Source organism: Acidisphaera sp. S103, assembly GCF_009765975.1.
Classification (GTDB): domain Bacteria; phylum Pseudomonadota; class Alphaproteobacteria; order Acetobacterales; family Acetobacteraceae; genus Rhodopila.
In genome coordinates, this window is the sequence record NZ_LMUJ01000088.1 from 117,169 (window position 1) to 118,049 (window position 881).

1 protein-coding gene is annotated in these 881 nt (G+C 57.5%); it reads right to left on the reverse strand.

The window, feature by feature from the left end:
- Positions 1–96: 96 nt before the first annotated feature.
- Positions 97–881, reverse strand: a 785-nt coding sequence (locus GSQ89_RS29490) for an IS630 family transposase (protein ID WP_158931687.1), incomplete at its 5' end; no start/stop codon positions are given.

An 881-nucleotide genomic window follows, 5' to 3' on the forward strand; every position in this document is an offset into this window, starting at 1 on the left:
CTCTTGCATGTTTATTCCTAACTTGGTGACATACGTCCACAGCGCGACTTGCTCAAGCCTGACTCGCAGATGATCTACGAAATCAAGATATCTTACTCACCAGTCGGTAATATAGGCGACACTTGGTGTCCGGAAGAATGATCGGATCAGCCTGGGTGCCTTCTTGAGGGCGGCAAGTTGGACTCCGATTTTGTCGCCGAGCGTTTCGCCTTTGTGGAGAGGCGTTCTGGCGACACCAGTGCGCTTCACATGGCTCCAAACCAACTCGTCGGGGTTCAGCTCGGGCGCATAGCCGGGAAGAAAATGCAGCGTCAGCATCCCGTTGGTCGACGCAACATAGTCCTTCACCTGTTTCGTCTTGTGCGCGGGCAGACCGTCCACCACCAAATGCACGGGTTTCGTACGGCGGCTCATCATCCGCCGCAGCAAATCAACAAACAACTCAGCGTTGAGGCCACCTTGATAGGTGCAATACCAAAAGCCGCCCTTCGCATTCACCGCCGACGCCGCGCTAATCGATTGCCGCTGACCAGGACGCTCGACAACCGGTGTGTGTCCCTTCACACCCCACGTCTTGCCATGAACGGTATCGGCACGAAACCCCGATTCGTCCCAGAAATAGACCTCGCCGCCAGAGGCGCGGGCCTGGCGCGCGATGGCGGGAAACGTTTCACGCTGCCATCTCTCAATCGCTTGCGGATCACGCTGATAGGCCCGCTGCAACGGCTTTTGCGGGGTCAGACCGAGTTTGGCGAGCAATTCGCCCACCGCCGTCAGCCCAAGACGCAAAGCAAATTTCCGTTCGATCAGGCTGGCCACGACGGAACGTGTCCACAGCCCGAAGTCTAACCCATATTGGCGGGGATCGCGACCGTTAATCC